Origin of the sequence: Alteromonas sp. OM2203 (genome assembly GCF_048517045.1) — a bacterium.
Lineage (GTDB): Bacteria > Pseudomonadota > Gammaproteobacteria > Enterobacterales > Alteromonadaceae > Alteromonas > Alteromonas gracilis.
Window position 1 is genome coordinate 4516456 of the sequence record NZ_CP183209.1, and the last position, 24965, is coordinate 4541420.

General features: G+C 43.2%; 22 protein-coding genes. 5 read left to right on the top strand and 17 right to left on the bottom strand.

Going from position 1 to position 24965, the window contains the following annotated elements; genetic code table 11:
• Positions 1-76: 76 nt before the first annotated feature.
• From ACM0P2_RS19795 to ACM0P2_RS19815, 5 genes are all read right to left on the bottom strand, one after another.
• Positions 77-355, bottom strand: coding sequence for a helix-turn-helix transcriptional regulator (locus ACM0P2_RS19795; RefSeq protein ID WP_131137245.1), 279 nt, complete (start codon positions 353-355; stop codon positions 77-79).
• The gene (locus ACM0P2_RS19800; protein ID WP_159118724.1) at positions 348-1685 is read right to left on the bottom strand and encodes a type II toxin-antitoxin system HipA family toxin; all 1338 of its coding nucleotides are present in this window, start codon (positions 1683-1685) and stop codon (positions 348-350) included. Before ACM0P2_RS19800 ends, ACM0P2_RS19795 begins: the two co-directional genes overlap by 8 nt.
• Before the next feature lie 293 nt (positions 1686-1978).
• On the bottom strand, positions 1979-3484 hold the full coding sequence (locus tag ACM0P2_RS19805) for a tryptophan halogenase family protein (protein WP_159118726.1): 1506 nt from the start codon (positions 3482-3484) through the stop codon (positions 1979-1981).
• Positions 3462-5135 (bottom strand): tryptophan halogenase family protein, encoded by a 1674-nt coding sequence (locus ACM0P2_RS19810; RefSeq protein ID WP_159118727.1) that lies wholly within the window; start codon positions 5133-5135, stop codon positions 3462-3464. Before ACM0P2_RS19810 ends, ACM0P2_RS19805 begins: the two co-directional genes overlap by 23 nt.
• Positions 5136-5278: 143 nt before the next feature.
• Positions 5279-8209: a TonB-dependent receptor gene (locus ACM0P2_RS19815; RefSeq protein ID WP_419227722.1), complete on the bottom strand. Its 2931-nt coding sequence runs from the start codon at positions 8207-8209 to the stop codon at positions 5279-5281.
• Between the two features lie 525 nt (positions 8210-8734).
• Here ACM0P2_RS19815 and ACM0P2_RS19820 point away from each other — a divergent pair.
• The 4 genes from ACM0P2_RS19820 to ACM0P2_RS19835 all read left to right on the top strand — a co-directional run bounded on the left by ACM0P2_RS19820 (position 8735) and on the right by ACM0P2_RS19835 (position 13512).
• Positions 8735-10072 carry a GH1 family beta-glucosidase gene (locus ACM0P2_RS19820; RefSeq protein ID WP_159118731.1) on the top strand — a complete coding sequence of 446 codons (1338 nt, stop codon included), beginning with the start codon at positions 8735-8737 and terminating at the stop codon, positions 10070-10072.
• Positions 10073-10089: 17 nt separating this feature from the next.
• Positions 10090-11697, top strand: coding sequence for an MFS transporter (locus ACM0P2_RS19825; protein WP_159118733.1), 1608 nt, complete (start codon positions 10090-10092; stop codon positions 11695-11697).
• Between the two features lie 45 nt (positions 11698-11742).
• Complete coding sequence (locus ACM0P2_RS19830; RefSeq protein ID WP_159118735.1) at positions 11743-12744, top strand: LacI family DNA-binding transcriptional regulator; 1002 nt, start codon at positions 11743-11745, stop codon at positions 12742-12744.
• A gap of 303 nt (positions 12745-13047) precedes the next feature.
• Positions 13048-13512 carry a nuclear transport factor 2 family protein gene (locus ACM0P2_RS19835; RefSeq protein WP_159118736.1) on the top strand — a complete coding sequence of 155 codons (465 nt, stop codon included), beginning with the start codon at positions 13048-13050 and terminating at the stop codon, positions 13510-13512.
• A gap of 48 nt (positions 13513-13560) precedes the next feature.
• Here the strand turns inward: ACM0P2_RS19835 and ACM0P2_RS19840 are convergent, their stop codons facing one another.
• The 3 genes from ACM0P2_RS19840 to ACM0P2_RS19850 all read right to left on the bottom strand — a co-directional run bounded on the left by ACM0P2_RS19840 (position 13561) and on the right by ACM0P2_RS19850 (position 16185).
• A complete protein-coding gene (locus ACM0P2_RS19840) occupies positions 13561-14202 on the bottom strand; it encodes an OmpA family protein (RefSeq protein ID WP_039221278.1) in 642 nt (213 codons plus the stop codon).
• A 385-nt stretch (positions 14203-14587) separates the two neighbouring features.
• On the bottom strand, positions 14588-15793 hold the full coding sequence (locus ACM0P2_RS19845; RefSeq protein WP_159118738.1) for an HD-GYP domain-containing protein: 1206 nt from the start codon (positions 15791-15793) through the stop codon (positions 14588-14590).
• Positions 15794-15843: 50 nt separating this feature from the next.
• Positions 15844-16185, bottom strand: coding sequence for an MGMT family protein (locus ACM0P2_RS19850; protein WP_373996018.1), 342 nt, complete (start codon positions 16183-16185; stop codon positions 15844-15846).
• A gap of 80 nt (positions 16186-16265) precedes the next feature.
• Here ACM0P2_RS19850 and ACM0P2_RS19855 point away from each other — a divergent pair, with 80 nt between their 5' ends.
• Positions 16266-16850, top strand: a complete 585-nt coding sequence (locus ACM0P2_RS19855; protein WP_159118740.1) for a tRNA-uridine aminocarboxypropyltransferase — start codon at positions 16266-16268, stop codon at positions 16848-16850.
• Positions 16851-16868: 18 nt separating this feature from the next.
• Here ACM0P2_RS19855 and ACM0P2_RS19860 read toward each other — a convergent pair whose 3' ends face one another.
• From ACM0P2_RS19860 to atpF, 9 genes are all read right to left on the bottom strand, one after another.
• Complete coding sequence (locus ACM0P2_RS19860; RefSeq protein ID WP_159118742.1) at positions 16869-17468, bottom strand: glutathione S-transferase family protein; 600 nt, start codon at positions 17466-17468, stop codon at positions 16869-16871.
• Between the two features lie 108 nt (positions 17469-17576).
• Positions 17577-18353, bottom strand: a complete 777-nt coding sequence (locus ACM0P2_RS19865) for a hypothetical protein (RefSeq protein ID WP_159118744.1) — start codon at positions 18351-18353, stop codon at positions 17577-17579.
• A 61-nt stretch (positions 18354-18414) separates the two neighbouring features.
• On the bottom strand, positions 18415-19365 hold the full coding sequence (locus ACM0P2_RS19870) for a hypothetical protein (protein ID WP_159118745.1): 951 nt from the start codon (positions 19363-19365) through the stop codon (positions 18415-18417).
• A gap of 196 nt (positions 19366-19561) precedes the next feature.
• On the bottom strand, positions 19562-19975 hold the full coding sequence (locus tag ACM0P2_RS19875) for a F0F1 ATP synthase subunit epsilon (protein WP_105932402.1): 414 nt from the start codon (positions 19973-19975) through the stop codon (positions 19562-19564).
• 60 nt (positions 19976-20035) lie between these two features.
• On the bottom strand, positions 20036-21421 hold the full coding sequence (atpD, locus tag ACM0P2_RS19880; RefSeq protein WP_159118747.1) for a F0F1 ATP synthase subunit beta: 1386 nt from the start codon (positions 21419-21421) through the stop codon (positions 20036-20038).
• A gap of 33 nt (positions 21422-21454) precedes the next feature.
• Positions 21455-22315, bottom strand: a complete 861-nt coding sequence (gene atpG, locus ACM0P2_RS19885; protein ID WP_159118749.1) for a F0F1 ATP synthase subunit gamma — start codon at positions 22313-22315, stop codon at positions 21455-21457.
• A 58-nt stretch (positions 22316-22373) separates the two neighbouring features.
• On the bottom strand, positions 22374-23915 hold the full coding sequence (atpA, locus tag ACM0P2_RS19890) for a F0F1 ATP synthase subunit alpha (RefSeq protein WP_105932400.1): 1542 nt from the start codon (positions 23913-23915) through the stop codon (positions 22374-22376).
• 13 nt (positions 23916-23928) lie between these two features.
• On the bottom strand, positions 23929-24462 hold the full coding sequence (gene atpH, locus ACM0P2_RS19895; protein WP_120962296.1) for a F0F1 ATP synthase subunit delta: 534 nt from the start codon (positions 24460-24462) through the stop codon (positions 23929-23931).
• 14 nt (positions 24463-24476) lie between these two features.
• Positions 24477-24947, bottom strand: a complete 471-nt coding sequence (gene atpF / locus ACM0P2_RS19900; protein WP_014951452.1) for a F0F1 ATP synthase subunit B — start codon at positions 24945-24947, stop codon at positions 24477-24479.
• Positions 24948-24965: the final 18 nt, after the last annotated feature.

The window sequence follows — 24965 nt, forward strand, 5'->3', positions numbered from 1 at the left end:
TCCGCTAAAGCCCAGACATACTGGGCTTTTTTATTTCTTATGAAACCCCATGGCTTGATGCACCTCAAAGATATTTTTATATATCGCGGCGAACTGATCGAACAGAAAGTTGAAAACCACCAGGCGCTAAAATTTTATTTAGTACCGAGACGCGAGGATCGGTATTCCCTTTCTCGATATCGCGCAATGTTTTATCAGACACTTTAATAAATTTCGCGTACTGTGTTTGGGTCATGCCATAAAGTTGGGTACGAACCTGCTTTACTAGTTCGCCTATGCCGATAATATTGTTTGCAAGATCATCTTCAAGCTGAGCTAAAATTTCTTTTCGTTGTTCGCCCGTCAATCTAACCATCATAGACTCCCATTGCTACTAACTTAGTTTTAGTGTTACTAAAACCAATCGCCGGAAAATTCAATATCTCATCTGGGCAATGCAATCTTTTCAACCTCTCAGGCAAGTCGATTAGTTTTTCTGCCAGTTGCCGCAAAAATAAAATTATTTCATTAGGCTCACAAAAATCTGAAAGCTGCTCTGCAATGATTAAAAAATTAACGTGCCCACCTACTTCGCAACTTCGCCCCCACTTAAATAAACGGGTTATCCCTTCTTCATCGGCTTTCATAGGAGCAAAATCATAGATGGGTGCAAAACAAATATCGCCGTCATATTTTAAAAATGAAATGTTGCGGCCGTGATTGTCTGAGTTACCGAAGACAATATTTAAAAAATCTCTAACAACATATTGCTTAGCAAATTCGTTTTTCGTCATCTGAGTTGCAGAATTTATTCTTCGCCACACCGTCTCCATCACATCAAAATGATCTTGATAGCTGCCAGGCTCGGCATTAATGATTGAATAAATACTTTCCAATCCAATACGACTAGCCACACCACTTTCTATGCGGACGTCAAAGCGAGGTAGCCATAAACTAGCTTGGCCACTTTGTTTATCTTCTAATATTTTTAGCTTTTCAACATCGATGGTGGAAACATTGGTACCCTCCAGAATCTCCGAAAGCGCCTTATAAAAAACGCCCTCAGCTTTTAAGATGTTGTTATCTCGAGCTGAGCGTCTATTTCTAGCAAACTTGGTTAAATAAGGTGTGGCGGTCAACGGCTTACCTGCAAAGTCCCCATCAATGAAAACATTATCATCTTCAAGCATGAGTAGCAGTTTTGGTGCAACACCACCAGCTCCTGTCGCCCCTCTTACTGCGGCGCCTTGTTCATTAGCATACTCTAAAAAGTCATATTGCAATGAAATCACGTTCTCAATTGGAAAACGGCGAGAGTCGATATTAGCTTCTGTCGGTACGGCTTCTTTTATTCTTAAGTTACCAACGGGCGACATATAAGCACTAGTCAACAGTGCGTAATTTTGCTGAAACTCGTCTGAGCGGCTTACATTAAGATAACTAAGCCACCAATCTCGAGACTTACCCACCGGCAAAATATCATCTAACAGAGCTGGCCAATGAGGGTAGTCTTTAGGAACAATGCTAATAGGCGCATTGACGGAGCATGCCCAGCAATCTTTAACCTCATAGCTTGCGACCTTAGCAATATATTCATGCTCATAATACAGCGAACAACTTGCATTGAGCCGCTCATCAGAGAAACACAGAGTAGCAGCATCCCACCATTGACCTTGATTAAATAATTGCAGTGTGACTGTTTGCATCATTTATCCAGTAGTTTATTACCGTTAAATATTAAAAATTAGCATACTTTCGGTAGAAATCTACCGTTTAATTACAAAGAAGCAATCATTTCCAATAACAAACTACCGCTAACTACAAAATGGATTATCATTTTCAGTACTTTTTTGCGTTTTTCCCGATTTAGATAGCACTAAATCCAGATTTCTAGCTGGGTATGGTGCTTATGAAGTGTGCTTGGTAACTCTTTAGTTAGCAGGCGCTTGGCTCACCGTTAACCCACTTTTTGCCGCCAACATCTAACGCTTCTAATAACTCATCTCAGATAATGTGTTAAGAAGGCCTCGTGCGAGGGGAGTTTAGCTACGTGATTATCCACCTGCTGCTTTAATCCTGCCATAAACTGCTTAAGTGACTGTTCGCTCATCTCATCGGCAACACGATGATACTGGCTAGGTGTCATGCCTTGGCCCATTAATACTTGGGTCCAGGAATCAACGCGAAAAATATCTCCGTCATCTAAAAACACGCGGCCAGACTCGGCAAATAAAGCCAATTTATGCTCAAGTGACGGCGGAATCTCCATGCGTTGGCATTGCTGCCAAAAGGGGCTGTCCTCGCGCTGTGTTACCTTGTAATGCATAACAATAAAATCGAGTATGGCCGACATTTCGCTATCAAACTTATTATTGTATTCGTCGATTGCGCTTTGGGTGATGCCATCAAAAGGAAATAGGCGCATTAAGCGTATGAGGCCAGTCATGATTAGATGGATGCTGGTCGACTCTAGTGGCTCAATAAAGCCACTGGATAAGCCTAATGCTACGCAGTTTTTATTCCAACCGCGCCTGCGTTTTCCAGGCGTAAAACGAATGACTCTAGGTTCATTAATTGGTACGCCTGTCACTTGCGATTTAAGTGTATTGATGGCGTCTTCATCGCTCATAAAACGGCTACAAAATACCAACCCATTGCCCATTCGCTCTTGAAGAGGTATCTGCCAGCGCCAGCCCGCCTTATGGGCCACGCTTTTGGTGTATGGCACAGGCGGCGCAGTAAGCTCAGTTTGCATGGCCACCGCACTATCGCAAAATAGATAGTGTCGCCAATCGTCGTAACCGGTGTGAAGGGCTTGTTCAATAAGCAGCCCTTTAAAGCCCGTGCAGTCTATGAAAAAGTCGCCATCTATGACTTCATCGCTTGCTAATCGAAGGGACTGGATGTTGCCTGATTGTGGGCATACTACGACCTCTTCTATATCTCCTTCCTTGTGAGTTACCCCAGCATCACACGCTATAGACTTTAAAAATCGACCGTAAGCAACGGCATCAAAGTGATAGGCAAAGTTAAGCGGCATGGCTTCCGATGTGGCGAACTTGCTCTGCTTAGCGGCAATAAGTTCAGGGCAATAATCACCAAATTCACCTCCAAATCCGTACTCTTTAGCCCTCAGCCAAAAATGGTGAAACTCGCCAGCCCAACACTCTCTTCCGGTAATACCAAAAGAATGGATATAGCTGTGACCTTGTTCACACCAATTTTCAAACTCAATACCCAGTTTGAACGTAGCTTGTGTAGCGCGCATAAATGCTTTTTCGTCGATGCCAAGTAACTTGTGAAATGTTCTTATCGGCGGAATAGTGGCCTCGCCCACACCTACAATACCAATATTTTTCGACTCGACTAACGTAACGTTTATTGACTTACCCAAAAGCCGTGACAACGCCGTGGCCGCCATCCACCCTGCAGTACCGCCACCCGCAATAACAACGTTCTTAACGGGCGTTTGATTTTTACTGCTATCTAAACCCGATACGGTCATAAGAGGTGTCCTTTTTATCTGAAGTATTTTTTATGTCATTACAACTCGAAGCTGAAGCGTGCTCGTTCTTTTCACGTTGAGCATGCGAGGGCACGTATTGTTTTTCGTTGCTGTAGCGCTTTGCAATATCATTGAGCAAAACTCTGTTAGACGGCAATCCCTGCAGATAAGCGTTTTTAGTTTGTTGTAACGTTTCGCGAATGTGAACTGCCTTACGCTTATGCTCTTCATTTAGCCGTAAAGGCGACGTAGATGAAGAGAAGCCCATTCCATACAGTACATACTGGTAGCTAGCAGAGGGGAAAATCTCTTCGTTCTCAATAAGATCTAAGCGTGAAGGGCTTTGATACTTCCACAGTTCAAGCAATTCAGCGAGAGAATCGGGTATAGACGCCTTATCTCTTTGCGCTAACCAATACGGCTCTTCTCTATCGCTTAAAGCATAATGTAGTTTTAGAAAGTCGATAACGCGCTGCCAGCGATATGCAAAGCGCGAGTTGTAGCGCTTACTGGCTATTTCCATGTGTGCTTTGTTTTGCGGAAAAGCCTCACAGAGCATACGTAAGCCAAGTTCGACCATGGCAATAGCTGATGCTTCAAGCGGTTCAACAAACCCCGAAGACATACCTAAGCTCAAACAGTTTTTTACCCAAAACTGTGATCTATAGCCAGGCTCAAAGGAGAGTGTACGAAAAGAAAGCTCTGCATCTTGTGCACTAGGGTAGCGTTCACGAACGTAGTCAATCAGCACCTGTTTTGCTTGCTCTTCATTTGTGAATTGAGAAGAGTAAACTAGGCCAACACCTCGGCGGTGCTGCAACGCTATATCCCACGTCCATCCACAGGTTTGTGCAGTAGCCACTGTGGTACTTTTTATTTCAGCATCTTCGTTTGAATAAGGCACTTGAAGCGCAACGGCGCGATCATTGAGCATTGTGCGCTTAACGGGTATCCAGGGAATAGTAAAGTGTTTATTGATGAGCAGGCCGCTGTGGCCTGAACAGTCAATAAATAGATCGCCAACTATTTTTTTCCCGTCCTTTGTTGATACGCTTTCAATATCTCCGTTTTGATGAGAGTGAACATTGTCAACATGACCAACGACATGGGCGACATTTAACTTGTCTACGCAATGATTTTTTAACAGCTCAGCAAGCTTTGTGGCGTCGAAATGGTAACCGTAATTGAGCACATGGGCGTAGTCCGGCGTAGCAATTTGCTTTGGCGCCTTGCCTGCGGCACACATGGCGGCTTGTAACGAAAACACATCTTCGTACGAGGTGTTTGGTGCGATTGATTTCCAACATGTATAAATATCGAGCTCGTTGTAGCCTGTTGGAACGGTAAATGGATGATAATAGCAGTGCCCGCCTTTACGCCAATTAACAAAGCTTGAGCCTTGCTTGAAAGCGCCATGACACAGCGTTAAGAATTCCGTTTCACTAATACCAATATCAAGAAGGGTATCGCGCAGTGACGGCCAAGAGCCTTCGCCCACACCTAAAGAAGGGATGTTGGGTGACTCTATCAAGGTAACGGTGTGATTCGCGCTTAGTTTTGCGGCAAGTATCCCTGCTGCAAGCCACCCAGCCGTACCACCACCGACAATGACGACCCGATGCATACTGCTATGACTTTCGTTATCACTCATACGTTAAGAACCACGATATGCCCCGCTGCACTTCTACAAACATGTTCAGTCGATTTTCTGGTTACTATTCAAACAGCACTATGACAAAAAAGCCCGCTAAAGCGCAACCCTAAGCGCTATAGCGGGCAAACACACCCCAATTTTTAGAATGTATATCTAGCACTTAGCGCATACCTTGCACCAAACTCATCCAAGTTCCACAGCATTGCGCTGGTGCGTCCATGCCGGCGAATATTTTCTTCAGTAATGTTGATCCCTTCAAAGGCTACCGTTAAATCTTCGGTGACATCGTAGGAGATACTCAAATCAATTTGTGAATAGGCTTCGGTATAGCCCGGCTCATTGATGTACTGAGACGTAGTGTCTAAGAACTTGTCACGCCAGTTGTATGCAATACGAGCTTGCAGCGCATCTTTCTCGTACATGAGTACTAGGTTTGCAGTGTCGCTTAATCCCACTAGCGCGAATTGAGTAATAGAGGGGGCCGCTTCATTGTCAAACCCGATATCACCTTTAACAGACGTGTAGTTCGCTAACACACCAAAACCACTGTCGCCAAAGAAATGTTGCGCAGCTACTTCAAAGCCATAAATGTTGGCAGCTTTGTTGTTAACTGGTTTAGAATTGATAAAAGTTATCAACGGATCGTCGCTGTTCGGTAGAATATCGAATTGCTGCTCAAATTGTTCATCGGTTAATGAGTCATATTCAATACCGTTTTCTATGGCTGCAACCATATTAAACAGAGAGGTATCGTTTACCGGTATTCCACGGGCTTCTAACTCTGCACGCGCAGCTTCTGCGCGAGGGCCATTTGTCACATCTCTTAGGCCGAATACGTTCTCTTCAACTTGTTCATTACCTATGAAGTTCTTAACTCGCTTGTCGTAAAAGCCCACCGACACATAGCTTGTTTCATCAAAATAGTACTCAACAGATAGGTCTAAGTTGTCTGATTCAAATGGAATGAGTAAGGGATTGCCCGAACTTGCAGAAGAAGTTATGGAGCTACCTATAAGTGTAGGGAAACTTTGTGGAGACACGGTCGATGCTGCACTTAAGCGATCGTAAGTAGGTCGCGCAATGGTTTTACTATACGAGAAACGGGTGATTACGTTTTCAACCAACTCAATGTCAAAGTCTAACGCGGGAAGTACATGGTCGTAGCTATTTTTAAACTCAACATCTTCCATTTCACTGCCAAAACGTACGTTAAAGTCGTTGTTACCTTCCCATGCAATAGCACTTGGCAAGCTAATATTTGCAATTGAAGTAACATCGGTATTTTCGTAGCGTACACCGGTCAGAAGGTTATACTCCATTCCGTTTAACTCGCCCGACAAATCTAGCTCGAAGTAGACGGCGGTAATATCTTCTTCAATAGTTCTGTTGGTAGCAAACGGATTGTTAGCAACTAAGTCAAAACCATACTGCTGCGCAGCAAATGCACCAATCTCAGCCACGCTCCCAGTAAAACCTTGAGAAAACATACCATCAGTATTGAAGTCATCAAATTCGTTAGCTAAATCAAGGGGAGTTAGCGAACCTGAAGGTAATTCACCTGGGTTTTCTATTCCCCAATTCCCCATAGTGTGGCGCGTTAGTGACTGAAGCGACGTACTTTCCATAGAGCGCGACTCTATACCGAAGTTAATACTTCCAGTATCCATCGTATAAGACCCATCAAGACGGGCTTGGGTAATTTCAGTATCTTGCGATGAAAAGTTCATATCCAAAATTGACGTGCCTACGTCATCTTGGTCTAACACGCCGTTGCCATTCAAGTTATCCCGCGCTGCATCGTCGAAATCGACAAACATAACAGGGAAATCACCGCTAAAGTCGACGCCTTGCCCTTTAACCACATTTGCACCTAGCCCTAAGTTTGTCCACGTTCCATAAGGGGCATCTGGGCGACCTTCAGCTGACGAGTTATGAAGGTCAAAAACCAGAGTAAAGTCATCATTAACGAAGTACTCTAGGTTTAGGCCAATCGATTTATTTTCGTTTACCTGGTTAAGTTCTTGTAGCGCTAAGCCTAAATCACGAGGAAGCAAATCCCGGCGCTCTTGGGAAATTAATATTGGTGTTTTCACCGCTTCATCATCAAAAGTTAGCTCAGCGAAATACCTGTCGTCCATCCAAATAGACTGTTCAGCACGCGCTTCATAAAGATCTTGTCTCGAATAAGTATAATCAAGCGTAGCCGTCATTTTTTCTGAGGGTGCAAATTGGACCGTTAGCTGGGCATTGGTTCTCTCACGCTCTCGGTCTGCCATGTAATAACGAAGGTCAGAAGGAATAGCAAACAGTTGCCCCATAGCTGGCGCATTATTTAACACAACAGGGTCACCACTGTCTGGGTTCGCTGGATCGGGAGATTGAGGAACAGTTCCATCAAAAGGATTTACTCTCCATTGATTAACGAATGCACCTTGTGCTGCACTGTCGCGCTGCTGGAAAGAGCCCGTAAATGTCACGCCAAAAGTATTATCGTCGTTTAGATAGTTAATGAACCCTGACAGTTCCGGCGTAACATCATCGCCAACACGATTTGTTGTATCGTGCAAGGCTTTAGCACCAACACTAGCAATTATACCGTTGTCCGCTGCATCGAATGGGCGCGCAGTTCGAATGTTAACCGTTGCACCAATACCACCTGTAGCAATACTAGCTCTGCCAGTTTTATACACTTCTACAGCCCGCACACTTTCAGAAGCAAGATCGGAAAAATCGAACGCTCGAGAATTCGGCGTACCGCCGCCTCCAGGTAAAGCTGAGCCGGGCATGGTCCTACCATTTAAAGTGACCATGTTGAAATCAGGTCCAAAACCACGCGCTGTGACTTGACTTCCTTCACCATTATTCCGATTAATTGAAATACCAGTTATGCGCTGTAGTGACTCTGCTAAGTTGGTATCAGGAAATTTACCAATATCTTCTGCTGAGATGGCATCAACAACACCAGCAGAGTCACGCTTGATACCCATCGACTCTTGAACACTACTTCGTATGCCTGATACCTGAATAATTTCTACGTCTTTTTCTGTTTCTTGCGCCGTCGCAGATGACATCACGCCGCTACTCAAAGCGGTCCCGAGTATCAATGACAAACTTGCTGCGATCTTGCTTTTATTTGGTGTTGTTTGTGTCACGGTCTATCTCTCTTTAATAGTGGCTTTTATGTGTGTTGTGAACCTAATGCGCTGCCAGAAAGGGCTTTCCAAAAGAGAAGCTAGAACACCCAGACGTAAGAAAGCGCTTTCCGAACATTAATTCAACAAAATTTTAAGATCAACACATTTTTTACAATTAATTCACAGGAAACAACTATATCGAGAACACCAAACTCCTTCATGAAAATCTTAAAATGATTAAATTCAATACGTTATAAGAAAAATAAAACTCTATTAGATTCCGGTGATAATCATAGAAATATTATCAGCCACTTAATTCCATTAACGTAAAAATGACATAAATATGAGAAAGCGCTTTCTATTTGTTTTTTATTTGTGCTATAAACCGCTTTGTTATTTCAGATTCATTGTACTGCCAGCATCCGTTTAGAATTTGTGCAGTAAGAAAAAGGATATCTACATATGAACAGCATTTCGCTTCCCGCAGGCAGTCCCTTACTCAAAAATTCGTTTCTTTATGGAACTGCCACGTCAAGTTTTCAGATAGAAGGGGATGTCGATAACCGTCTCGAATGTATTTGGGATAGATTTTGTGAACGGCCTTCAGCCATTGCTGATCACTCCAATGGCGATGTCGCCTGTGATCATATTGCTCGCTGGAGAGAAGATTTCGACATTTTGTTAGACTTAAATGTAGACGCTTACCGTTTCTCTATTTCTTGGCCGCGCGTTATCACTCAAGAAGGTGAGCTAAACCCAAAAGGCGTTGCCTTTTATAAAACGCTAGTTGATGCGTTAAAAGAAAAAGGCATTAAGCCATTTGTTACCCTTTATCACTGGGATCTCCCGCAGTACCTGGAAGATAAGGGTGGGTGGCTCTACCGACAAACTGCTTTTGCATTTGAAGACTATGTTGACAAAATAACGCAGGCGTTAGGCGAGTCCGTTTTTTCCTATGCAACGTTCAATGAACCTTTTTGCAGTGCTTATTTAGGGTATGAAATAGGCGTTCACGCCCCGGGCAGAACGGGTAGAAAATACGGAAGAACTGCGGCTCATCACATTTTGCTAGCACACGGCCTTGGGATGAAGGTGCTTAGAAAAAATGTCCCAAATAGCGAAGCCGGTATAGTATTGAATTTTACGCCATGCTACCCCGCCACACAAAAGACAGAAGACCTATTAGCCACCCGCAAAGCAGATGACTATATCAACCAATGGTATATGCAGCCTGTAATGGAGGGAAGCTACCCCAAAGTGTTATTTGATATAGACGAAGCGGATAGGCCACCAATTGAAGCTGGTGATATGGAGACAATCTGTCAGCCCATCGATTTCTTAGGGGTAAATTTCTACACGCGATTACACTATTCTGCGCCCAAAGAGAAAGGCGCATTGTATTTCGAGCATCCTCATCAAGGTCCATTAACCGATATTGGTTGGGAAATCTATCCAAAAGCGCTTTATGATTTACTTACTTCATTAAACGAACGATACACGCTCCCTCCCATTTTTATAACTGAAAATGGTGCTGCAATGGCAGACGAACTAAAAGATGGTCTTGTTAATGATGTTGATCGGGTTGATTACTACAATGCCCATTTAAACATGGTACACAACGCAGTTATTGATGGAGTAGAAGTGAGTGGTTACTTCGCATGGAGCCTACTTGATAACTTCGAGTGGGCGGAAGGTTATGAAAAGCGATTTGGACTAGTTCATGTTGATTTTGAAACGCAAAAGCGTACGCTTAAACTTAGCGCCAATGCTTATAAAGCGCTCATAGCAAGTCGAACATAACAATAGTGGAAATAGCAATGAACCATAAGCTGACATTAAAAGAAAAAGTGGGTTATGGCATGGGCGACGCTGCGGCCAATTTAGTTTGGCGGGGCGCACTTGCATATTTGGCAGTATTTTATACCGATACGTTCGGTATTACAGCCGCTGCCGCTGCGATGCTATTTCTTGTCGTTCGTCTTTCTGACGGTGTGACCGATATTATTATGGGAATGATTGCTGACAGAACCCAGACTAAGATGGGAAAGTTTCGCCCTTGGATATTAGGCTCTACTCCTTTTCTTGGCCTTTTCATGGTCCTTTGCTTTACCACGCCTGATCTCTCGTATTCAGGCAAACTCATTTACGCTTACTTGACCTACATCGGACTAACCTTAGCGTATACGGTTAATAATGTACCGTACTCAGCGCTAATGGGCGTGATGACCAGTGATGATAGAGAGCGTACAAGTTTGTCTGGCTTTCGTTTTGCTGGGGCATTCTTCGGTGGACTGCTTGTTATGGGATGTTTGCCTATGCTGGTGGACTTGCTAGGCCAAGGGAACACTGCTGTAGGGTATCAATATACCATGTGGTTGTTTGCCATGTTGCTTGTCATATTAATGTGTGTAACAGTTTTTACCACGAAAGAGCGCGTTACGTTGCAGCAGGTTTCAAAGCCTCAAGACACTAAACTGGACTCTCCAAAAACAGAGACAGGTCCCCAAGTAGCGCCCGCTCCTCGTTCACTAACGTCTGAACTCATCGACTTGGGAAAGCAACTACCGTTAATTCTCGTTCCTCTTTCAGCAATAACCGCCTTTTTTTATTATCGAGACGTTTTAACTGGGGCAATCTTCATTACTGTTATAGCGCTTACTACTATTGCAATTAAACGGTTAACTCGCCGACCGGAAGCTGAGAACACCCGCTCACAACAGGATATTATCGACCTGCTTTCCAATAAACCCTGGCTAATTCTGTTAGGAATGGGTTTTCTAACCATGATGTTTAATGGCATCAAATATGGCGTTATTGCCTACTATTTCAAATATTACATGGGCAATGAGCTACTCACAGGCTACTTTTTCATTTCACTGCTGGTGGTGTCGATTTTCGGCGCATTAGCAACGTCCAAATTAGCCGCTATGTTTGGTCGCAAGAGGCTCTTTATTATCGCGCTGTTAGCAAGTAGCGTATTGACCTCTGGCATTTATTTTGTTCCTCAGAAAAGCGTGAGCGCCATATTCATTCTAGGTTGCAGTGCAGAATTTTTTGCAGCCATATTACCTACCTTATTTTTCTCTATGCTAGGAGACTCGGCAGACTACAGCGAATATAAGACAGGTCGAAGAGCCACCGGACTCGTCTACTCTGCAGGCTCTTTTGTTCAAAAAACAGGGGGAGGCTTTGCTGGGGCGCTAGTCTTGATGGTATTAGGAAGCTATGGCTATAACGGTCTTGATATCAATACAATTAATCAAACGCTTCCGGGTATGAAGTCTTTAATGAGTTGGATACCAGCGCTATTTGGCTTTGCTGGCGCGGCGTTAATTTGTCTATACCCGTTAAATGACGAAAAACAAAAAGAAGTTACACAAGCTTTGCTCTCTCGACGTAGCGAACAACCGCCGATAACGGCATAATACAAAAACTTGAAGTAATTATTAAAACGAACGGGGTGTTGTCACGTGCCTACTATTTACGAAGTTGCCGAACGGGCGGGCGTTTCTTTATCAACGGTATCTCGCGTATTAAATGGTAAGTCTTCGGTGAATAAAGCTTTGAAAGCGCGGGTTGACCAAGCAGTTAAAGAACTTAATTATCGCCCGAATTCCGTAGCGCGCTCGTTAGCGAACAGTAGGACAGACAGTGTCGGCGTACTCGTTCCAGAACTAAATGTACCATTTTTTGGTGACTTAATGCAGGCTGTAGAATCCACATTACGCGCACAAGATAAGCATGTCATCATAACGGTAGGGCGCAACTGCCCAGAGACAGAAAAAGATGCGGTAGATTTCCTCATAAGCCGTAATTGCGACGCATTGATCATGCATCCTGAGGCATTATCCGATGACTATCTTTTGGATTTAAATCAGAACAAGCTGCCTATCGCGTTGGTAAATCGAAAAGTTGATGGACTTCCAAGCGCGTGTATCACACTAGATAACGAGAAAGGTGGTTACCTAGCAACTCGGCACTTACTTGAATTGGGTCATAAAAATATTGCTTACATATCAGGCCCCTCTTATAAAGCAGATGCCTGTCTGCGTTTAAAAGGGCATGAACGGGCGCTTATTGAAGCAGGGTTAAGTGTAAACCCTCAACTTATATTTAACGGTAATTATTCAGAAGAAGACGGAAAAATCGGCCTGTTAGAATTAATGGCGCGTGATTTACCTTTTTCTGCACTTGTTTGTGCTAACGACTGGATGGCCTCTGGCGCCATAAGCTGCGCTAGAGATTTAGGAATGAGCCTACCACAGGATTTATCGATTGTAGGTTTTGACGACGTCGTATTCGCACATCATGTTTTCCCAAGGTTAACCACCGTAAGTAACCCTGTTGCTGACATGGCAGAAATGTCTGCTAAGTATATTTTAAATAAGGTGTACGGACAGGCTCACAACGTTCAGCATTGTTTTGAACCTTCGCTGGTTGTCAGGGAATCTACGATCAATTTTGAAAGTTGACGCCTCTTACTTAATTACCTTGCTGTTGAAACGGCCCGCTCTACCTGAGAGGTTAGCTCAGCATCATTAAATTGAATGAAAACGACGTGTCTAATCTACCTTTTACAGATTACGCTTCGGAAAATCTTTTTACTTCACAAACGTTGTTTCATGTGAAACATGGATTTAGATTAGCCTAAATATATGATGCTAAATAGCTTCCAATTAGCCGATAATTAAAGAGCAAAACGCGTTGTAGGCAACACGTTACGTACTACGTCTAAAAACATAAAAATAACAGCGATATATCATCGAGGAGAAGCAATGAAACACCTAGCGGCAATGTTTATATTAATGGTATCACTTTCAGCTGCAGCAGACGGTGAGCTACAGATCGTTGATGAGGTACTTGATTCCTTACATGAAACAGCTTCAACTGCTAGCTTCGAAAAGTATTTTGCGCTGTACGATGATAGTGCTGTATTTATTGGTACAGATGCGTCTGAAGTTTGGAGTAAGAAAGAGTTCAAAGCCTATGCAAGACCGCATTTTGACAACGGTCGGGGCTGGACCTATCTTCCAAAAGAAAGACATATTTACTTTTCACCGGATAAAAACGTAGCGTGGTTTGATGAACTTCTCGACAACGAAAGTCTTGGCGAAACACGAGGTACGGGAGTTTTAGTTAAGAAAGCAGGAAGTTGGAAAATAACCCAGTATCATTTAACCATTCCTATCCCAAACGAAATTGCGGGTGACGTGGCAGAACAAATTAAAGCGCTAAAGTGATGAAAGCCCCACTGTTGGGGCTTTCTAATTCAAGGAACACCCGACCTTTTACGTATTAGACTGGGTCAGTGGTTGAATTTCCATTTCAACGCGGCGGTTCATTGAACGATTAGCTGCGCTATTATTCGGTACTTTGGGTGCGTATTCACCCATACCAACCGTAGTAATACGGGTAGGGTTTACTGAGTAGTTAATCAACAGATTTTTAACGGCACCAGCACGACGCTCAGATAGGGACTGATTGTACTGCTCAGAACCCGTATCGTCAGTATGACCTTTAATCATCAATACCGTTTTTTCGTAGTTATTAACCACTTTCGCCACGTCCTGAAGTACAGGATTGAAGTTTGGACTAATACTGGAGCTGTCGGTAGCAAAGGTTATATCTCCTGGCATGATAAGGCGAAGATTGTCGCCCTCGCGTACTACCTGAACGCCAGTGTCAGAGAGCTCGGTTCTAAGCTCCTCTTCTTGCTTATCCATATAATTACCAATTGCGCCACCAGCGATTGCACCTACGGCAGCACCCCAAGCATAACGACTCTTATCATTATCGCCCGTTGCTTTGCCAAGTAGAGCACCAACTACAGCACCGATTGCAGCGCCTTTTTGTGTATTGTTCGGATCCGTCGCACAGCCTGCAACCGTTAAAGATGCAGCAATTAAACTTACAGCGAGAGTCTTTTTCATAACGTCCTCTTCTCTAATTTAAAAGCTCAAAAATGAAGGATTTTCTATTACAACAGCATCATCAAGAGCTCTATTTTAAAAATGTTTTACTAACCTTTAATTAAGCTTAAGCAGCAAAAAGTGTTCCACTCCCCCTATGCGATGCATAACATTTCAATTTGATACAATCCACACAAGCCTAATAGTTACTAGGAATTCCTTTTATAAAACAACAGTAAAGGGATACATTTGGTTATTCTATCTGAGCGATATAATAGAATGCTTAACCTGAACACACGCTAAACGAACTGGGGAAATAGCAAAGAATAATAGAAAAAGGGGCTGAATAAGGTAACTCTATCTATGTAAATCCTACAATTCGTTGCTGAAAAGCAACGCTTTACGTTCACCCTACGGAAACCGAGCGTTCAAAAAATCCATTTACATCAATTTTATAATCAGACGCTATGACTGCTTTAACTATGCTTACGGTTTTGTCTACCGAGAGGTCAATATCTCTTGGTGTAAGGTAATGACTGTTGCGGACTGAATAAAACACTTTGACGAGGGGATTAAGCGGAGAATCCTTCTGCTCTAAAACCATTGCGAGTCTCTCATTTGAAAGCAATACAAGACTGCCCACTGGGTAAACCCCTAGGCACATAATAAACTGTTGAACCAGCGCTTTATCCAAACGGAAAGGAGCATCGCTCATCAAAATTGAGAATGCTTTTTGGCTAGACATGCCTGGCTTGTATACACGATCCGCAGTAAGTGCATCATACATATCTGCAATAGCTAGCATTCTACCCGCTTTACTGATTGCATCGCCTTGCTTACCCGCAGGATATCCTAAACCGTCTAACCGTTCGTGATGCTCGCTAATAGCTTGAACTAATGGGGCAGCAATGTTCATAGTTTCAAGGTAGTCAACACCAAGTTTAACATGCCCTTTCATTACTTCCATTTCGCTTTCCGTTAGGCGTCCAGGCTTGTGAAGAATTTCATCCGGTATCTTGATTTTACCCAGATCGTGAAGAAAACCTGCATACGATAGATCTTGTACTTCCTCTTCTGACATCCCTAAATATTTACCAAAATTAGCAAGCAAAATAGCGACATTGAGAGAATGCTCTAAGAGATAGTCATCTTTTTCACGAATTTTCGTTAGGCAAAGCAGAGCATCTGGGTTTCTGTCTACAGACTCTACCAGCTTATTAGAAAAAGCTTTTGGTATACTTGTGTCAAACGGCGTTTCTTTCTGCACGTTTTCAAGTAAAAGCTTTTGAATGTCTTTACCTTGCTGATGTAATTTAGTCGCTCTGTTCAGCTCTTTTTCCAAAGACACTGAATTAGTAGAGGCTAAGATTTTTTTTTCGGCAGACTTGGTTTTTGCACTGTTTGAAGATATCGAGGAAGAGCTTTCACTCACTTTAAAGCTTTTATCTGTATCAATGGCAAGGGTTTTCACACCCCGTTTTTTAAGTGTATTTACAACGTTTGTAGAAGTGACTTTTCCCTGGCTTTTAACCGTCAACGCGCCCTTCTGCTCAAGTATTTGATGAACAAACATTCCAGGCACTAACTGATCAATCGTGATTTTTTTTATCATTGCAAACGTAGTTCACCTTTATCTAATGACTCTTTCATGAAAAAGGGGCATTAGTACTTCAACTTTGCCAGTATAGTATGTAAATCTGGAGACCAAGCGAACTTCTTCATATTTACTCGATGATTGTTCACAATCACTCCCTCAGAAAGTAAACGTTCTCGCTGCTCTTCAGCGTGGTCAGAGCCGACAGGAAATGCTATTTTGCCATCAGCCCTCAGAACTCGATGCCAATTGCAGTCTACTTTAATTTCCTGCAAACACTTTCCCATCAATCTAGCTCTGCCCGGAAGACCAGATAGATCAGCTAAAGCGCCATAGCTGATAACGCTGCCTTTGGGTACTAAGGAAAGCGTCTTTTCAACACGTAATGTTACTGCTTTATTAACCATCATGTATATTAGTCTAACAGTTAATTACTTACTGTATTTAGTATACTTTACCATTGCTATCGTAAGGATTAAAAAGTCAGATTATGCGCCTGTATTGTGCTCACTGTGGCTACCCCAAGAATACCTGTATTTGTGACTATATTAATGAGATTAATGTATCTCTTAATATCACCGTCATCCAGCATGACAAAGAGGCTCAGCACGCGAAGAACACCGTCAAACTTCTCTCTCTGTGTATCCCTGATACGCAAATTGTGTTGGCTAACAACCTTCACGACATGACGACATTATCAAAGCGGTGCAGTGATAAACACTGTGCACTTATTTATCCTAGCGAGGTAAGTAAAGCTATTGAGGACACTACTGAAAGTACAGCCAATGAAATTAAAACATTAATACTTATTGATGGAAGCTGGAAACAAGCCTTTGGTATCATTAAAAAAAACCCTTGGCTAGAAAACCTCCCTGCGTTTCATTTTAGTGACGCCCCTGTTTCAAACTATCTTATTCGCCACACGTCAGTTGATAACGCCCTTTCAACACTTGAAGCTACAGCTTACGCCATTAGTTGCTTAAAAAAGACCGATGTAAGTGCACTATACAAGGCTCAGACAGCATTACAGCAAAATTGGCGAGGACCATTAGCCCATCGCCGAAAGTTTCTGTAAACAAGCGTATAGCTAATCCTACGCATTCATAGGAACAAAACCTTTCTGATCCCTTACCAGTTGTATCCAATTTCGAATAGCTGGATACGCTGAAAGGTCAAATCCCCCCTCATGGGCAACATGGGTATAAGCAAACAAGGAAATATCCGCAAGACTTATAGTATCCCCCAGTAAGAAAGGCGTTAAGCTAAGTTGATGCTCCATGACGGCAAGCGCTTTATAACCGCCAGCTTGTTTAGCGTCATACTCAGCTTTTTTTTCAGCAGGAAGCCCTAAATACACGTTTATATATCGAGCAACAGCTATATAAGGCTCATGACTATATTGCTCAAAGAATTGCCACTGCAATAGCTTTGAAGATTGATAAGGTGAAGAAGGCACAAGCGGGGTGTTAAAAGCAATATAATGCATTATGGCATTAGATTCGGATAGCACTCTGCCATCATCTAACTCGAGCAAGGGGATTTTGCCATTGGGCGATTTTTCTAGGAAGGAGGGGGCTCTTGTTTCTCCTTTCATAATATCTATGTCTACCCATTCGCAGGTTTTGCCCAATAAAGATAAGAGAAGCTGTATTTTATAGCAGTTTCCAGAACGTAAATCACCGTATATTCGCATGGGAAAGGTTCCCTTCAATGAAAGTTAAAGAGTCCTACATTTTTATCGTTCGTACAAGAATATACTGAACAATCAAACGTCATTTAGCGCACTATATTTGAGCGTTTCTTAATTACAGTACTTCTCTTTTATATAGAGTAACTCCTCGATTTCCTGACTTCTCTCGCGAACTACGCTCTCTTTAATTAACTTATCAACTCTTTTGTCGATGTCCTTTGCTAACGCATACTTAACCTTCCCAACGATAAGCGCAATGTAAACAAAGGGAGCAAACAGAAAAGAGACTATTAAGGTAAGCAGAAAAATCAGGGTGGCTATATCAAAAAAATGAATTGGTTGGTTTATCCAAAAAACTGGGATAACAGCAAGTACCAATCCAATCGTAGTTAAAGTTATGATTGCCATTTTCATAACGCGACTGTAAAGCTTAAGCTTATCAACCAGTTCGATGTCTGCACCAAATAAAATCTTCCAGGAGTATCTATTAACTGTAATTAGTTGTAGAACGAAAAGAGTTAGTAATAGCCAAAAAGGTATGGCCCCTACCGCAACGATAAATACTTCTTTTTCGTGTAGCCTAGCTAATAAGCCTTCAGAAAGCATGTACAAAAGAGGCATTATAAAACTTACTGCAACTGACCAAATCAAATGCTTGGCGAACTGTTCTGATAGCTTTTTTCGATGTAGCCAAAACTCATTTCGCTTTCCGATAACATTCAGCATTGAATACAGATTTTTAGCTGCCTGTTTTTGAATAACTCTAATCGAAAAAAGAAACACACCACTTAATAATGCTGTCCCGATCGCAGTATTAAAGTCACGCTGCGCGTCACTCGAATCAATGTCTAGTTTTACCGTACCTGCTAAGAAATGCAGTATAACCATCGATAATACCAATAAAGACGGATAGAGTAGAAATTCGAGAATGAGATGTCCCTTTGACCTATTAGACATCGTTTAATGATGCTCCAAGAACTGTAATCCAAGAAAAGGTTATTAAGGCTATACAGGCTAAAAGCCTGAGCTTCTCTCTTCCTAATAAAAGACTCATCGATAACGATTCTAGTTCTTCCACTTCGTATTGAGCTTCCAAGAGTTGTTCAACGTTATTCTTATTCAATTTACCCTCGTCTTCATCTTTAATATTGCGGACAACTTTTCTTTTCTCAATTAACCACAATGCGCGCAAATTCATAACTGGCTTATAAAGAAAAAAAGCGACGAATAACGAAAATAATAGCGTCATCAAAATATCAAAAGTCGGAATACTCTTTCCAAACCAAAAAATAGGAAAAAAGATTAATGCTCCGCTAGTAAGTGTTGCATTGAAGAGAGCAAACCTTGCTAGTGAAGTAATTGAGTTTAATCGATCGATTCCCGTAGCCGTTTGGTTTATAACAAATTTATTCAAATAGTTAACGTAGGAGGATAACTGCACGAGGCACAGCAAAAGCAAGAACCAAAACAGAACTGCAGAGAAAGCAATTAGATATTGATGCAGCATCATTTTTGGGATGAGTAAACCCTCGATAAATACATATAACATCGCTATAAATAGGGCCACTATGAGGCAATTGACGCTATTAACATGTAATTTGGTCGTGAGAATGGCCCTATGTTGGTTTAGATGGCTTAACTGGTTCGTTTTTACTAATATCGAAATAAGCGTGCTTGTAACGTTTTTATGATTCAACTGTAGACACAGCCAAAAATATCCCGAAAGAATCGACATCCCAACTGCGGAATTAAAGTCTCGCTGTGCACGGATATTTCCAGCTTCAGGCCAATCAAGAGCGCCTGTGAAATAATGCACTGATAATAAAACCAATGTCGTCAAAAAAGGGAAAAGGCCAATAGAGACACCTTTGTGCATATTGGTGTAGGGGCTGAGTTTCATTTTTATTATTCAGTGGTTATAAAGCGAGAAATTTTTAACCGTAATACGTTTTATTTTCATTGGAAGCTACCTAGGTAACGATAAGCTTTGTGTAGTGTTATGGCAATAGAAATAAACGTAAGAGAATGTGAACGTCTACTTTTCGTTCTGCAATAAAAAACCCGCCAGTTGGCGGGTTTTTTCAAAGCTGTGCTTTTTACTTGCGTAACTTCTGAATAAGACGAAGTTGTGCAATCGCTTCTGCAAGCTCGTGAGCTGCTTCTGCATAGTTAAAGTCAGCGCCTGGATTGGCGATGTGCTCTTCTGCACGTCGTTTGGCTTCTTGTGCTGCCTGCTCGTCAAGATCTTCAGCTCGAACCGCGGTATCAGCCAGTACGGTAACATTACCAGGTTGTACTTCTAGTACACCACCAGCAACATAAATAACTTCTTCTTCACCGTGCTGTTTAACCAAACGCACCATACCAGGTTTAATAGCAGAGATAAGTGGCGCGTGACCAGGGTGGATACCCAGCTCACCTTCGCTACCTGTCACCTGAATCGTTTCAACGCGACCCGAGAAAATCGCTTTCTCCGCGCTTACCACGTCCAAATGTACTGTCATTGCCATGTGAACCTCCTGATTAGGTACGTTAGCATTATGCTAGGCTAGCCGACGCTAGCCCTACACTTATGCTTTCTTGGCTTTCTCTAGCGCTTCTTCGATAGAACCAACCATGTAGAAGGCTTGTTCTGGAAGGTGGTCGTACTCACCGTCTAGAATGCCTTTAAAACCACTGATTGTGTCTTTTAGCGATACATATTTACCAGGTGCACCAGTAAATACTTCTGCTACGAAGAACGGCTGAGATAGGAAACGCTGAATCTTACGAGCACGTGATACCACTAGCTTGTCTTCTTCAGATAGTTCGTCCATACCTAGGATCGCGATGATGTCTTTCAGCTCTTTGTAACGCTGAAGCACAGTCTGTACGCCACGTGCTACATCATAGTGCTCTTGACCAATTACTAGCGGGTCAAGCTGACGAGACGTCGAATCTAGTGGGTCTACCGCTGGGTAGATACCAAGAGACGCGATATCACGAGAAAGTACTACCGTTGCATCCAAGTGAGCAAAGGTTGTCGCCGGAGATGGGTCAGTCAAGTCATCTGCAGGTACGTATACCGCTTGGATTGAAGTGATTGAACCCGTCTTCGTTGATGTAATACGTTCCTGAAGTACACCCATCTCTTCTGCAAGAGTAGGCTGGTAACCTACCGCAGATGGCATACGACCTAGAAGTGCTGATACCTCAGTACCTGCTAGGGTGTAACGATAGATGTTATCTACGAAAAATAGTACATCACGACCTTCGTCACGGAACTTCTCAGCCATAGTTAGACCGGTAAGTGCAACACGTAGACGGTTACCCGGTGGCTCGTTCATCTGACCGTATACAAGCGATACTTTATCAAGTACGTTTGAATCGTTCATTTCGTGATAGAAGTCGTTACCCTCACGCGTACGCTCACCAACACCTGCGAATACTGAGAAACCGCTGTGCTCGATGGCGATGTTACGGATAAGTTCCATCATATTTACGGTTTTACCTACACCCGCACCACCGAATAGACCAACTTTACCACCCTTAGCGAATGGACAAACCAAGTCGATTACTTTGATACCAGTTTCTAGTAGTTCTACCGAGCTAGACTGTTCTTCGTAGCTAGGCGCTTCACGGTGAATAGACATACGCTCTTCTTCACCAATTGGGCCAGCTTCGTCGATTGGGTTACCCAATACGTCCATGATACGACCAAGTGTCTTCGTACCAACTGGAACCATGATTGGATTACCGGTATTTTCTACTGCAAGACCACGTTTTAGTCCGTCAGTAGTACCTAGTGCGATGCCGCGAACAACACCGCCACCTAATTGCTGTTGCACTTCCAGGGTTAGACCTGACAAGTCACCTTCGGTAACTCGTAGTGCGTCATAAACTCTTGGTACCGCATCTTGTGGAAACTCAATGTCCACAACGGCGCCAATGATTTGGACGACCTTACCTTGACTCATAATTTGTCCTCGTTATCTCTTTTAAACCTTTGCCTACACCGCCGCGGCACCGCTTACAATCTCACTGATTTCTTGTGTGATTGCAGCCTGACGCGCTTTGTTATATATCAGTTGTAACTCATCAATAAGGTTACCGGCGTTGTCGGTTGCTGCCTTCATGGCAACCATTCGCGCAGCTTGCTCTGACGCCGCGTTTTCTACAACACCCTGATACACCTGAGACTCAATGTAACGAACCATTAGTGCTTCCAAAATTTCTTTTGGATCTGGCTCATAGATGTAGTCCCAACGATGTTGGTATTCTTCGTCTTGTGACTTTGGCAAAGGCAATAACTGATTGATCACAGGTTTCTGTGTCATGGTGTTAACGAAGTCATTGAATACCAAGAATACTCGGTCAATTTGTCCTTCGTCATACGCTTTAAGCATAACGCGTACAACACCTACTACATCGCTCACAGACGGCTTGTCACCTAAACCAGATTCAGCAGCAAGCAATTTGCCACCAAAACGGTTGAAGAAACTGCACGCTTTAGAACCTAATGCAGCAAAATCCACTTCCACACCCTGTTCACGCCATTTTTTGACGTCTTGAGTGACGAGCTTAAATTCATTGGTGTTCAAGCCACCACATAAGCCTCGGTCAGTGGAAATCACAATGTAACCGACGCGCTTGACTTCACGCTCTTCCAAATAAGGATGGCGATATTCAAGGTTACCGTTTGCAATGTGACCAATCACTTTAAGCATATTTTGTGCATATGGACGGCCAGAAGCCATACGTTCCTGCGCCTTTTTCATCTTAGACGCAGCAACCATTTCCATCGCACTGGTAATCTTCTGAGTATTTTTGATACTCCCAATCTTACCTTTTATTTCTTTACCGCTGGCCATGACTATTTCTCCGATTACTCAACGAATTGCGCTGGTGGTTAAACACCAGCACCATTGATTACCAAGTTTGTGTCGCTTTAAAGTTTGTTAAAGCGTCGTTCAACTTAGCGGCAATCTCGTCGTTGTAGTTACCTGATTCGTTGATAGTCTTCATAAGGTCAGCGTGTTCGCTGTTCATATAAGAATGAAGAGCTGCTTCAAAATCTAGGATTTTGTTAAGCTCGATACCCTTAAGGAAACCTTTTTCTACCGCGAACAGAGAAACACCCATGTTAGCAATTGATAGCGGTGCGTATTGCTTCTGCTTCATCAGCTCAGTTACGCGCTCACCGTGCTCAAGTTGCTCACGAGTTGCATCATCAAGGTCAGAAGCAAACTGCGAGAACGCCGCTAGTTCACGATACTGAGCTAGGGCTAGACGGATACCACCACCCAGCTTCTTGATGATTTTAGTCTGTGCAGCACCACCAACACGAGATACCGAGATACCAGCGTTAACCGCAGGACGGATACCTGCGTTAAACAAGTCAGTTTCTAGGAAGATCTGACCATCGGTAATTGAGATTACGTTAGTAGGTACGAATGCAGATACGTCACCAGCTTGCGTTTCGATAATTGGAAGCGCAGTTAGTGAACCAGTTTTACCTTTCACTTCACCGTTAGTGTAACGCTCAACGTATTGCTCGTTTACACGTGCAGCACGCTCAAGTAGGCGAGAGTGAAGATAGAATACGTCACCTGGGTAAGCTTCACGGCCTGGTGGACGCTTAAGCAGTAGTGAAATTTGACGGTAAGCAACAGCTTGCTTAGACAAATCATCATACACGATTAGCGCGTCTTCACCGCGGTCACGGAAGAATTCACCCATAGTACAACCAGAGTAAGGCGCTAGGTATTGAAGCGCTGCAGACTCAGATGCAGATGCTGCAACCACGATTGTGTGGTCAAGTGCACCGTGCTCTTCTAGTTTACGTACTACGTTAGCAATAGTAGACGCTTTCTGACCAACCGCTACGTACACACATTTGATGCCTGTACCTTTTTGGTTGATGATAGCGTCAACAGCCATAGCTGTTTTACCACACTGACGGTCACCGATGATAAGCTCACGCTGACCACGACCTACTGGGATCATGGCATCAACTGACTTATAACCAGTTTGTACTGGCTGGTCTACCGATTGACGTTCGATTACGCCAGGTGCAATTTTTTCAACTGGCTCAAAACCAGCAGCGTCGATTGCGCCTTTACCATCAATAGGCTCACCAAGTGTGTTAACAACACGACCAAGAAGTGCGTTACCTACTGGTACTTCAAGAATACGGCCGGTAGATTGTACTTTATCGCCTTCTTTCAGGTCCGCATATGGACCCATAACAACTGCACCTACAGAGTCTCGCTCAAGGTTTAGTGCAATTGCGTAACGGCTTCCAGGAAGTTCAATCATTTCACCTTGCATTACATCTGCAAGGCCATGAATGCGGATAATACCGTCAGTTACTGCGACGATAGTACCTTCATTACGTGCTTCACTGCTTACATTGAACTGTTCAATTCTTTTCTTGATCAGTTCAGCAATTTCAGTGGAATTAAGTTGCATGCTCTTATCCCCGTTATGCTTGCAACGCGTCTGCTAGACGGTTCAATTTCGACTTTACGGAACCATCAATAACTGTATCACCGGCATTTATTACCATTCCAGCGATCAGGGCAGGGTCCACGTTACAATTAAGCTTCACTTTACGTGCCAAACGTTTTTCCAAAGATGCAACCAACTCTTTAAGTTGTGCATCGGTCAGCGTAGATGCTGAGGTTACGTCCACTTCTATTTCTTTGTCGTAGTCCGCTTTAAAAGCATCAAACAAAGTAGAAATTTCAGGCAACGCGGCTAAACGTTTATTTTCAGCCAAAACCTTTACTAGGTTTTGGCCGTGTTCGTCGAGTTGCTCGCCACAAACATTATTAAAAATGTCGGCTAGCGTGTCGGCTGAAACCGCACCAGTTAATAACTGATGCATATCATCGTTTTCAGCTACCGCGCTAGCAAAAGCGAGCATTTCTTGCCATTTCACAATGGCGTTTTTCTCGACTGCAAAATCGAAAGCAGCTTTAGCATAAGGACGAGCAACGGTTGTCAATTCAGACATGGCTCATCTCCCTCTTAAAGCTCAGCGACAAGTTTTTCAACAATGTCGTTTTGTGCGTTAGCATCGATTTCACGTTGTAAGATTTGCTGTGCGCCAGCAACTGCAAGAGCAGAAACCTGTTTGCGCAAATCTTCTTTGGCACGATTGCGTTCAGCTTCAATCTCGGCATAACCAGAAGCGATAATTTTCTCGCGTTCCGCATGGCCTTTTTGAGTTTCTTCGTCAACCAGTTGGTTGGCGCGCTTTTTGGCCTGCTCGATAATTTCAGCTGCTTGCGCTTTCGCATCTTTCAATTGCTCAGTAGCTTTCGCTTGAGCAAGCTCTAGGTCTTTCTCTGCACGTTCAGAAGCTTCAAGCCCATCGGCGATTTTCTTCTGACGTTCTTCAATCGCTGCCATTAGTGGAGGCCATACATATTTCATGCAGAACACCACGAACACAGCGAAGGCGATTAATTGACCGATAAAAGTGGCGTTAAAATTCACAATCGCCCCTCCTCTTAA